This window comes from Flavobacterium marginilacus (assembly GCF_026870155.1).
In the GTDB taxonomy this organism is placed as follows: Bacteria; Bacteroidota; Bacteroidia; order Flavobacteriales; family Flavobacteriaceae; genus Flavobacterium; species Flavobacterium marginilacus.
Genome location: NZ_CP113975.1, coordinates 3,024,474 through 3,037,243, shown reverse-complemented (window position 1 = coordinate 3,037,243; position 12,770 = coordinate 3,024,474). Strand labels below are relative to the sequence as shown.

Sequence of the window (12,770 nt, the reverse complement as noted above, 5' to 3'; positions counted from 1 at the left end):
AAAGTAATTAGAAATTAGTGCCTTTAACACGGACTCCACCTGAGGGCATTATAAATTGAACATCATGAACTTGCATACTTCCACCCATATTTTCTTCGGTATGTGTGCCTATCTCGTTTCCATTATGGTCTAAAACTGAAATTTTAAAATAGTTATGTGTGAAACCTGAATTATTCCAATTTGGCACACCATTTGCGTATCCGGTAATATTAACAGCAACACCAGGTTCAACAGATATAGTACCGTTTCTTTCTCCTCCTTCTAAACCGATATTACTATAAACTACTTTTTCACCATTGATTATAATTGCAAAAACAGATTCATCTGTATAAGGAGAAGGTTCTCCGCTATTGTTTTGCCCCAACGAAACCATATGATCCCATTCTAAAATGAATACAGGAACTGTAGGCTTTACAGTAATGACAACAACAATAGGTGTTCCAGAACAATTATTAAGTGTAGGAGTTATGGTATAGGTGGCAGTTCCAGTTGTTGCACCCAAATTTGTTAATATTTGATTGATGAAATTTCCATTACCAGCCGTGGCTCCAATTACACCAGATTGAATTACGGTCCAGCTAAATGTTGTACCCGGAGTTGTACTTGACAATGTAATAGCAGTTCCTTCTAAAGAGGCGATAGTTTTCGAATACTGACTCGCTGTAACATTTGCTGTGCAAGGGGATTCTATACAGGAAAAAGCTGCAGCAATTTTTCCAGTATTATCGATTTGATATGAAATTCCATTTGTATTTAATTGATACCATAAATTATCACCTACAACATTAGTTGTCAAATTAATATCACTATATATTTGATCTCCGATATTTAAAGAGCTAGATTGCGAATAAAGTGTCAAAGGAAAAGTTACTTGTGAACAAGCTAATGCAGCAGTTGTATCCGAGTATGAAAACTGGAAGGCATTGCTACTGCTAACAGGTGGTGTACTGCAGGAATAAGTTTCGGTAATTCTCCCAACATAATCAATCCTGTATGAAACCCCATCAATTCCTAATTGATACCATAAATCTCCACTCACAACAGGAGTTGTCAAGTCGGCATTTAAATACATTTGGGTACCAATGCCTAGTATTGAAGTTGCTGCATAGAATTTATTTGTAAAACTGGTTTGTGAACAAGCTAAAGATGTAGATGTTCTGCCTGGGTTTGAAAATTGAAATTCATAACTTCTTGGAATAATAGGACAACAGTCATGATTATCATTCCAAACGATATCTTGGCTTATTGTTAATCCATCAATTGTTACGGATTCGGGACTAATGCAAGTGTCGATTGAAAATGTAAATATTTGCTCACCTCCATGTTCAGCGTGTGTAATTGCTTTGTTTACTTCTGTACCATCAGGCAAGAAATAATTAAGGGTAATGGTTCCAGATTGTCCAACAACTGTAACATGGTCTAGAAATCTTTTATCACAACTTGTAGATGGTACACCACAGGAATAAGTTTCTATAATTTCCCCAGTGTTATCCACTTTATAAGCTATAGAATTAGTTTTGTTTTGATACCACAATTTTTGACCATTAACTGGTGTGGTAAGCTCCTCATTAGAGTATAGCTTACTGTTTACATTTAAAGTACTTGTAGCAGCATAAAATTTTAAAGGAAAAGCTGCTTCCTGGCAAGCTAATGCCGATGCTGTTTTTCCTGGACTTGAAAAATTATAAAGAGTACTTGTTAATGTAATAATTTTGATGTCACCTATAATGGGTTCACATAATGCATTTATTTTTCCAGTTATTGAAGTATCACAGTTCCCACTGAGCAAAATCGAATAGATAAATTCTCCAGATGTTGTTGGTGAGCCAGTAATTGTGATAATATTATTTGTGAAATTTCCAATGATTCCAGGAGGTAATCCAGAAAAAGTTGCTTTAACAGCTCCAGAAGTTATGTAAGAAATAGGAGTTATTGGCTCGTTGATTGTTTTTGTCTGATTATCTGTTCCTAAAGCTGAATTTATTTGTATAGTTGGATTCTCTAACACAGTTATCGTTCCTGTAGTTACTTGCGAATTATTTGCTCCAATTAAAGTTATGGCATAAGGAAAATTACCTGCTGATGTGGGTACTCCAGTTATTGTGAATGTTTGAGAAACCCAATTTCCTGTAACGCCTGGAGGCAGTCCTGTTACTGTTGCTCCTGTAGCACCGCTGGTAGAATAAGTGATGTTTGTAATATTTTTGTTTTTACAAATTGTTTGGTTAGCCGTAGCAATTTCTGAAGTTAAAATAATAGTATTGTTAATTGTAATTATAATAGGTAAAATAGCTGAACTGGGACAGCCATTATTAACAGTATAAACTATTGTGGATGAACCTAATGAAACTCCAGTTACAATTCCTGAACCATCAATTGTGGCGGTACCAGTTCCATTAATAATAGACCAAGTACCTCCAGAGATTGCATTGGTAAAAGCAGGTGTCGATACTCCAATGCCTATAGGATCAGTTCCTCCCAATATTGGACTAATTTCCCCATTACCAATTTTTGTAAATGATTTTACATCAGAGTCAATACTTATGCCACAATAATTTTTAGATCTAATTCGGCAATAATAAGTCTGACCTTGGCTCATACCTAATATCTCATGTGAAATAGCATTGCCTAATGCTTTATTTTCATATCCAGGAAGAAATGTGCTGAAATTTGCATCAGTAGCAACATCTAAAAAATATTCATCAACACTATCATTATTCCATTGTATAATATAATTAGTGCAGGTTGCATAAATGTTGGTAATATTAGGTTTGTTTGCAACACTTATCATTTTTGAAACATTGGAAATGTTATTGGAAGACAACCTGGTTAAGACACCTGTAGCCAATGATCTTATAGAAATAATTTTAATTGTAGTGCTTAAATTTGTGTTAACAATAGAAAGGTCTGCAGTAAAGCTTCCTGTGCCAGCAGTTAAAACTGTCATAGGTGCAGTTGGCAAAGTGGAATTTCCATTGTAAGACAGACTGTATGTTACTAGATAATCGCCCGTAGGTAATCCATCTGCTGATGAATTTAAAGTTACATTTGAAGTATTGTCTCTTTTACATGCATCAGTAGCAGTTGTGCTGTTAATAAAAAATGAGGGGTTTTCGGTGATAATAATAGATTTAGTCACCGATGTATAACAACCATTATTAACAGTATAAACTATTGTGGATGATCCTAATGAAACACCGGTAACAATTCCATTACTATCAATTGTGGCGGTACCAGTTCCATCAAGAATAGACCAGGTTCCTCCAGAAGTAGCATTGGAAAAAGCGGCAGATGCTCCAATGGTTATAGAATCAGTTCCTCCCTGTATAGGATTAATCCATCCATAACCAACTTTTGTAAATGATTTTATATCAGAGTCAATACTGATGCCGCAATAATTTTTGGATCTAATTCGGCAATAATAAGTCTGGCCTTGGCTCATACCTAATATTTCATGTGAAATGGCGTTGCCTAATGCTTTATTTTGATATCCAGGAAGAAATGTGCTGAAATTTGCATCAGTAGCGACATCTAAAAAGTATTCGTCTACACTGTCATTATTCCATTGTATAATATAATTAGTGCAGGTTGCATAAATGTTGGTAATATTAGGTTTGTTCGTAACACTTAGCATTTTTGAAACATTGGAAATGTTATTAGACGATAAATTGGAAACAACTGCGGTAGCTAAAGATTTAATCGAATTAATTTTAATTGTAGTGCTGGAATTTGTGTTAACAATAGAAACGTCAGCGACAAAGCTTCCAGTGCCGGCATTTAATACAGTCATAGGAGCGGTCAGTGAAGTTGAATTTCCATTGTATGACAGACTGTATGTGACTAGATAATCACCTGTAGGTAATCCTTCTGCAGAAGAGTTTAAAGTTACATTTGAAGTATTGTCTCTTTTACATGCATCAGTAGCAGTTGTGCTGTTAATAAAAAAAGAGGGGTTTTCGGTGATAATAATAGATTTAGTCACGGATGTATAACAACCATTATTAACAGTATAAACTATTGTGGATGATCCTAATGAAACACCGGTAACAATTCCATTACTATCAATTGTGGCGGTACCAGTTCCATTAATAATAGACCAGGTTCCTCCAGAAGTAGCATTAGAAAAAGCAGCAGATGCTCCAATGGCTATAGAATCAGTTCCTCCCTGTATAGGATTAATCCATCCATAACCAATTTTTGTAAATGATTTTATATCTACATCATTGTCAATACTGGTGCCACAATAATTTTTGGATCTTATTCTGCAATAATACGTTTGTCCTTGAATCATCCCTAATATCTCATGTGAAAAGACGTTTCCCATTGCTTTATTTTGATATCCAGGAAGGAATGTGTTAAAATTTGTATCAGTGGCAACATCTAAAAAGTATTCATCTGCACCATCATTATTCCACTGTATAATATAATTAGCACAAGTTGCATAAATGTTGGTAATATTAGGGCTATTTGTAACACCTAATACCATTTTTGAAACGTTGGAAATATTATTGGAAGTCAAATTGGATACGACATCAGTAGCTAAAGATTTAAGAGAGTTAATTTTAATTGTAGTACTTGAATTGGTGTTAACAATAGAAAGGTCTGCAGTAAAGCTTCCTGTGCCAGCAGTTGAAACTGTCATAGGTGCGGTTAGTGAAGTTGAATTCCCATTATAAGACAGACTGTATGTGACTAGGTAATCGCCTGTAGGTAACCCTTCAGCAGATGAATTTAAAGTTACGTTTGAGGTATTGTCTCTTTTACATGCATCAGTAGCAGTTGTACTGTTAATAAAAACAGAAGGTGTTGTTTGGGTTTTATTGGTAATAATAATGGATTTAGTAACAGATGTATTACAGCCATTATTAACCGTATATACCACTGTAGCTGTACCTGGAGTAGTTCCTATAACTACAGCAAGGTTGTTGCTGGAACCTCTAGGTTCAATTCTAGCAGTACCTGTTCCATTAATAATAGACCAAGTTCCTCCAGAAGTTGCGTTGGAAAAATCAAATGCAGCTACGCCAATAACTATAGGATCAGTGCCTCCCTGTATAGGATTAATCCATCCATAACCATTTTTTGTAAATGACTTTATATCAGAGTTAATACTTATTCCACAATAATTTTTGGTTCTTATTCTGCAATAATACGTTTGTCCTTGGATCATACCTAATATCTCATGTGAAAAGACGTTGCCTAATGCTTTATTTTGATACCCTGAAAGAAATGTGCTGAAATTTGCATCAGTAGCAACATCTAAAAAGTATTCATCTACACTGTCATTATTCCATTGTATAATATAATTAGCACAGGTTGCATAAATGTTGGTAATATTAGGTTTGTTCGTAACACTTAGCATTTTTGAAACATTGGAAATGTTATTAGACGATAAATTGGAAACAACTGCGGTAGCTAAAGATTTAATCGAATTAATTTTAATTGTAGTGCTGGAATTTGTGTTAACAATAGAAACGTCAGCGACAAAGCTTCCAGTGCCGGCATTTAATACAGTCATAGGAGCGGTCAGTGAAGTTGAATTTCCATTGTATGACAGACTGTATGTGACTAGATAATCACCTGTAGGTAATCCTTCTGCAGAAGAGTTTAAAGTTACATTTGAAGTATTGTCTCTTTTACATGCATTAGTAGCTGTTACACTGTTTAAAAAATAGTCAACACAATTAGCATCTGATACTACATAATTATTTACATTCGTTTTACTATAAAAATCATGGGCAATTGAGTTAATAGTATATAAGATTACACAAAAAGTAATCAAATATTTTTTTATTTTAATATTTTTTAACATGTTTTTATTTCTACTTCAGGTTAATTTTTAATGAATAATCAAATTCTTTATTAGCACTTTTTTAAAATGACTTTAAAGATTAATTATTATTTTAAGCAAGGAATTACTTGTTTTTTTACTACTGCCTTTTTATTTGGAGCAACCTTCAGACTTTTTCTGCCAGTATGAGATTCTGTTGAAGATATACTGATATCATTTTGTTTCAATTGAGCTTTATAATCAAAATGGGAGGCTTTTGAGCATTTTTCAGGATTACTGTCATAATCTTCAAATCCATCAGAAGCTAATTCATTATATTTTGTATTAGAAGCTACTGCTACTGGAAAACGATTATTGTAACCGTATATAGCAGATGAATAGCGGTTTAATGCATCCTTGTTTTCTACTTCTTGACCATACGGATTGTATTGTGTTACTTCTGATGCGTAGGTCCATTTTTTGTAATTTTGATCGTTTCTTATTATCCAATTTGTACCATTGAAAATATAGAATGAAGCAAAATCAGTAAAGAAACCAGTTTTACGAGGTGTTGGATCAACAGTATAATTTCGACCTGTTAAATAAGCAAAAGATTTATTCGCTCTCCAGTTCCCTAAAATATTATAAAGATAGGGGTTGTAAAAATTATCAGATTCAGCATTGTCATCAGAATTTATAGTTTTTTCATATTCATATTCGAGATTTCCATTTACAAAGATCATTTTTGGTAAATTACATTCACATTGCGAAGGCCAGACATCATTGTATTCTACTGCAGAGGCATTAACAATTCTGTCATTGGCTGTTGAGAAAAGAAATGGATCATTTCCAATACTATTTTTTATTGTTGTTATTTTATTACTAGTATTATAATTATATAATGGATTTCTCATAGATGTTATACTTGCCATAGAAGCTGTCTGCATGTTGCGATGTCCAGATCGGATTACTTTTATTTTTCCGAAATTTTCAATATCTCTTATTAATTTGCCTTTAATATCAAGAAGTTTAAAATTGGAATCTTCAAGTGTAACGATCCATGCTCTTTGGTCTTTATTTTCTCCATTGCTGTTTTTTCCTGATACCCAAACTTCATCTCCATTTATTAAATAATCAGAAGCTTTTGCATTGTTTTTAAATTTATAACCATCGCTTGATTTTTCAATTTCAGATACTAATTCTGCGTTTTTAGCAGCCTGATTCATTCCGTCATAACTCCAATAGGCAGGAAAATTGAAACTAAAGTAGTTGTCATTATATTCATTAGTAGTTTGGGTTAGCAAAACTTCTCCAGTATCGGCATCCCAGGCTAAATTTTTGGTAGATACTTTAGATCCTGAATCATATGCTACTTTTTCTTCTAAGATTCCTGAACTATGAATTACTTTTGTTGTCGTTGCTGTCCTAATTTGATCTTCCTGTTTAGAATAATTAGGAATAGGAGTAGGAACAACAATTACAAATATCGTAATTGGCAATGTGGCTAAATTAATATTAACTCCAACAGTTGTAGTGGTAGTGGTACTTTCTCTAAAATCATTTATAACATCATAATCGACTCCAACAAGATTTTTACTAATGATGCCTTTTGAGTTAATGGTTTGTATGGTATTATTCAATTTTCCTTCGTCAGAACTTAATATATCAATCGTCTTGCTATAATTATAGTCAACTCCGGATATTGGTTCGATTTGTCCTTCACCATATACTTTTTGATTTTTCATTTTGCCATCCATATCATTTGTATGTATTGAAAAACCTTGGGCCAAAGTAATATGATTTTTTACGTTTAAACTTAAGATACTAGCCAGAGCGGATGAAGTATCAAAGTTGGATGATAAAGTAGTTCGGTCAACAATGGTAGGAAAATCTTTTGAGGTATAAAATTCAGTAACAACAGATCCTGTTGCGTGTTTTTTAACAATCATAGTTTGATTGTTTTCTGTTTTCTTTCGGGGAATATTTGCTACTGTAACTCTGCTGTAAGTAACTTTAGGTGAAGGGAAGAAGGATTCTCCTAATGGCTCTTCAACATAATTATCTGTATCAGGACCTAGTAAAAGATCTCTTTTGCTTTGATCATAAAAAGGTTTTACAAATGGATTTTCTTTACAGCCTAAAGGCTCATAAGTTGCAACACCAGAGGAGTTTCCGTCTTTATCAGTATAGGCATATTTTTGACCGTATGATTGTTGGTAAAGTGTATTATCAGTGTTTCCAGTCATTACATTCCATTGGTCATTAAGTTCAATGTTTTTAACCCTGCTGCCTCCCCCAATTTTATGCATATTGCTATTCATAAGTCTAATCCAGGATTTACCTGTGATAAATTGGCTTGCAATTCCTGTTTGCTGTAATTTGGCATTTGGACTTGTAAAAATGTCTGAAAGTGCTGGAATCCATCCGATTAATTGCATGATAACACCTTTTACATTGTTAGTATCTTCTTGATTATCCATGCTATAAACAAGGCGGTTTAAGTTTTGTCTTCCAAAATTCCAACCTGCTTTCTTAATTGGATTTACCTCCGAATTCGAATTAAAACCGTCTCCTTTTCCAACATATTCCATTGGAATGGCTGCATATTTTTTACCTGCATCTGTAAAAAGACGGCACGTTACATCAGTATCTTTTTTTAAATAACCTGTAACATAATCGTATTTATCTGTATTTCCGATACCGGGTAGGGGATTTGGATTAACCATATTAAGCAAAAATCTAAAATACAAGGGATTATCTTTTGTCCCTATAGATTTAAGATAGTTATCTTCAAAGTTTTTAGCAGCATCACCGCTGTTAATATCAAAATCTTTATCAATTTCTATAAAAATGTATTTTCCTAGAAATGCTTTTTTAATTGTATTATCAATACTAGTAGGGATTTTATCTCCGCTTCCTACTACTTTGAACATTTGCATGGCTTGTTTGTTTTGAACAAATGCATAATCATCTGCTTCAAAATTAACTTCGATTTGACCACCTGAGGGGAGCCGTATTGTTTTTAATAACCAAACAGAAGCATTTTGATCTGCTATTGCCCGATCACTCTGATCTACAAATGGATACTCGGCATTAGGGAGATTTCCTAATGTTTTGCCGTCTATATCAGGATTAGATGGTTTGTAACTCCCCCAAACATCATAAGCTTTCATGTCGTAAGAAGGATTGTTATTTGTATCGTTTGTTAGTTTATATCCGTCGCTTTCAGCTAAACTTTTAGGGGCATAATTAAATACGTATGGAGTAAATTTTCCCATATTCGAATTTTTATATGTAAAATATACTTTACTTAAGGTAAGTTTACCCTTTTGCCCATCAAATTCAGGAGTAGTTTTGTTCGCATTTATATTATTGTCAATACCCTGACACAGATTATAATTATATTCAAAATGTGCTACTTTTATTGGGATTGCCTTTTCTCCTTTAGCATTGTATTCTGGTTTTGAGTACAATGAGATTGAATCGAGTTTGTACATTTTAGAATCGGCACCTAAATCGCCATTTTCATCTTTTACTCCATATCCATCATTTCTTTCGGAAAGGTTAAAAATGGCAATATGCGTTTTAGTAACTATCTTTTTAACATATAACAGCTCCTTTTCTCCATATATGTAATTTCCTTTATTATCTTTTTTACTTGAACGTAAACCTTCATCATAGTTCGCAGCATTTTTTTTAAAAGGAATTCGCCATTTATAAGTATGAGTTTTATCAGCATTTTTATTTTCGTATTCAAATTTAGTATAGGTTCCTAAATCATCATCAGTCGGACCGTCATCTTTTAAATCTTGATAATCGGATGACAAAACAGAAGTTAATAAATAGGAATGCGCATATGCAGGTGTAGTGACACGATTAAAATATTGATCTCCTTCACGTTTATTACCAACTGAGTTGTCTCCATCTTGATAAGTAACCAAACCATCTTTGTAATTTACATTTGGTGTTGACCCCACATCAAAAGTGGTTTCTTTTTTTACTACATTGTAAGCGGCCCTTCCATAAATGTAGCGTTCACCACCTTCTTTTGTTACTTTTATTTCTGAGGTATGATGATCTTGTTTACCTTTTAATGAAAATGGGCTGATATTATTATAATTTTTACTAGAACCATAGCTTAAAGCTTCAGTACGCGTTAGTTTTTGAATGGATTGATTTCTGGATAAACGCTTTGTACGTATAATTGAACTATTGCCAGCAACGGGTATATTATTAATATCTGTATAATAATTCTGACTGGTTTTCCTTGAAAATTTTCCTCCTTCAATATTTAGCCTTATAGGACTGTAACCGCCTAAATTGGTATTCAAAAGATTTAATTCCTGGTCAACATGATTTCCTCCAATGTTTTTAAAAAAAACTTTTTCATAATCAGGTCTGTTTCCACTCTTTTTTTCTTTAAATCTGCCCAAAACAGGATTAGACTGTTCCCAAATTAATGAACTGCTTTTTCCTAGCGTAACTGTTGCATCTACACCAAAATGAACACCACCGCCTGCTCCAAATTCCAGACCTAAGCTTCCTCCGGAACTTGCATCGGTAGTTTCATTGTCATATACGTATCCAACTTGAGATTTGTATGGACGATACATTCCAGATATTCCCTGACCCTGAATGCTATACAGATCATAAGTATTGTTTGTAATAGGTAATGAAGTCGTATTTTTATTAAACGTTCTGTCTTTTTCCCTATTAAAATCTAAAATATCAGATTTTCCTGCGTTATAAGTGTTTTCAAAACCATATGCTTTTTCAGTTTTGTTTTTTTCAGAATCTTTAATGCCTTGGCTTGTCACATATCCAGAGAATTTTGCTCCTCCTTCAAGTCCCCAAAGCTCTCCCTCTACATTAACACTAAACATGTAATTACTTGAAGACATTCCAACTCTTTTAGTTGGTGTGAAAGAAGTATTTATAAAGGAGACTGTACTAGAGCTTAGTTGATTTGTACCCTCAGTTGTATATTTTCCTTTTGAATTTGCATACCCATTTACTTCAGATAAAGATGACGACATTGTCATACTTTCAACTCCTTTTCTACTATTATAATTTACTCCCAGATTTAATCCTAAATAAGTATCTGTGCAATTATTCCTCTTTATTTTATCTGAAAAACTTACAGTAGGTGATACAGACACTCCTTCAGAAGCAGAAGATGTAATGTTCATACCAACACTAAGACTATTACCAATATCGTAACTAAGACCAAAACTTGGAGTAACTCCAATACCATCATAATTATTATATTTAATCCCTAATCCGATACTAGGTTTTACATTTAATGTTTTAGGTGTGCCACCTTCTTTAATAGCGAAAGCTGTTGCAAATAGATTGACATTCGCTCCAATAGTAACATTAGGTTTCAAGTTGTTTTCATAAAGCATTTCATCTCCATTAAAATCATCTGGAAGACCTCGTACTTGTCTGTTTATCTGTCCTACATCTAAGTTCCAGCCAAGACCTACCCATGATGCTTCCTGATCCATTGTGACGCCAGAGTTATATGCTAAATTTATAGGATAGCCGCCAACATCCATTATTGGAATATTGTAATTAAAATCGCCGCTTGCCAGATCTACCATGTCTGAGGTGCCAATAGGAGTGAAAGCTTCAAACTCAGGTTGAGATGGTCCTCCTGTTAATGCATAGATCTGCATTGGCTGAAAGGTTTCCAATAAAATCATCATGGCTAAATAAATAGCGGTTATTTTTTTAAACTTACTTATTTTTCGAGGCTTGATCATAAGGCTATTTGAATATAGGGATCTTTAAATTTAAATTTCAGAGTACCTTTTCTAAAAAGGAAATCATTATATACTAGTTGTATTTTTTCATTCGGGTCTATTCCTGAGAAAAATAATAATACTTTTTGATAAGGAGCAATTTTATAACTGCGTTCAAAAGTAACCCCTGAACACGCGATGGTATCTTTCTTTGAAGTGACAATATAAAAGTCTTTATCAAGGCCAAAAGACATATATTTTACCGTTGCCGTGTAATCCATTCCTGTGAAATCTTTGGCAAGTAAATCTTTCTCTTCATCTTGCTGAAAAACAAATTCTATTATACGTTCTCTTTTGTTTTCTTCATAAAGAGAATCTACCATTTTTAAGTCTTGAGTACCTAAATCTTTCAATAAATAATACTGAATAGGAACTTCAGTTGCGGTAAAGCCAATGTCTTCAATTTTTTGGGTATACATTCGGGATTTCCAACCTGTTTTTTCTAGGTTGAAATAGCGATCACGAATTTCAGAATCGTCTGAACTTGATGTTGGATTGTCGTTTTTGCAAGAATAAAAAGCGAGAAATAAGGTGATGAAAATAAATCTACTTAAGCCCTTCATACTTTTTATTTATATAGGTAAGTAAATCTGTAGTTACATCAATTTCTTCATCAGCAAATAAAATATTAGTTTTGTTTTCTGACCCGATGATAAGGTTATATCCGTTTTCTTTGGCGAATTCTGAAGAATAACTTTTAATTCTGATCCAAATTTTTGAAGATTCTTCGTAAGCAAATTTTTTATTGAATTTTTCTAATTCATCTTTTGCCTGAATTAATTGTTGCATTGTTAATTCTTTGTCATCATTTGAAATTAAAGGGGATTGAACTTTAGAGAACAAAGAATCTATGCGTAATTTTTGAATGTTAAATTCTTTGTCTCCAATTTTTTTCATTTCTATTGTCATATTGAATTTTTCAAATATTTTAAGGTTATCAACATAGACAATTTTTTTGTTTTGTTCAAAGAACTTTAAAGCAGAGAACGTATTAAAAATAATTGTTAATACTATAAAGATTGTGAGAAGTAGGTTTGTTTTTGTTTTTACCACAAAAAAGATTGTTAAATTTTTTGTAAAAATAATATATTTTTCTTGTAAAAAAAATAAAGCGATTATTTTTTTGTAAGAATAATTATTATTGTTGTTTGTTTTTGAAAATCAGTGAATTATGTTTTTTTGGATAACATTATATT

General features: G+C 33.0%; 4 protein-coding genes. All 4 read right to left on the bottom strand.

The genetic code is table 11. From position 1 onward, the window contains the following. Positions 1–7 precede the first annotated feature (7 nt). Positions 8–5,812: a beta strand repeat-containing protein gene (locus OZP07_RS13000; RefSeq protein ID WP_281635415.1), complete on the bottom strand. Its 5,805-nt coding sequence runs from the start codon at positions 5,810–5,812 to the stop codon at positions 8–10. Between the two features lie 86 nt (positions 5,813–5,898). Next, a complete protein-coding gene (locus OZP07_RS12995; protein ID WP_281635414.1) occupies positions 5,899–11,535 on the bottom strand; it encodes a hypothetical protein in 5,637 nt (1,878 codons plus the stop codon). Further along, on the bottom strand, positions 11,532–12,137 hold the full coding sequence (locus OZP07_RS12990) for a hypothetical protein (protein ID WP_281635413.1): 606 nt from the start codon (positions 12,135–12,137) through the stop codon (positions 11,532–11,534). The genes OZP07_RS12995 and OZP07_RS12990 overlap by 4 nt, the downstream gene beginning before the upstream one ends. Further along, entirely contained in the window at positions 12,121–12,627 is a 507-nt protein-coding gene (locus OZP07_RS12985) for an OmpH/Skp family outer membrane protein (RefSeq protein ID WP_281635412.1), read from the bottom strand. Before OZP07_RS12985 ends, OZP07_RS12990 begins: the two co-directional genes overlap by 17 nt. Between the last annotated feature and the right edge of the window lie 143 nt (positions 12,628–12,770).